Annotated in this window: 1 protein-coding gene; it reads right to left on the bottom strand. The window is 40.0% G+C overall.

What is annotated here, in order from left to right; translation table 11 throughout:
* Nucleotides 1–280, bottom strand: a 280-nt coding sequence (locus tag JYB63_RS23075) for a S8/S53 family peptidase (RefSeq protein ID WP_272873609.1), incomplete at both ends; no start/stop codon positions are given.

The raw sequence follows: 280 nt of genomic DNA, 5'->3' as shown, positions 1-280 counted from the left end.
ATGTTTCAAATCTATACATTTCTGGAGGGCTACCATATCCCGTTCCATAATATAGTGATGAATTGATAAGATCAACTCCTACACTATCAGCATACTCAGCTGCGCTCACCCAATAATCTTGTTCAATGAGTTGTTCTGAAGACTGGTCTTCCGTTCTAAAAAGCCAATAATTTGCCTCCGGTGCAGTACCAACATACACTCCAGGTTTATTTACAGCCATACAAGATGTAACCCAAACCCCATGACCATCTGAACCATATGGGTTATCGTCTTCATAAAT

Source organism: Aliamphritea spongicola, from assembly GCF_017051665.1.
Taxonomy (GTDB): Bacteria; Pseudomonadota; Gammaproteobacteria; order Pseudomonadales; family Balneatricaceae; genus Amphritea; species Amphritea spongicola.
The sequence above is the reverse complement of the archived record's forward strand: the minus strand, read 5'-3'. Positions and strand labels throughout refer to the sequence as shown.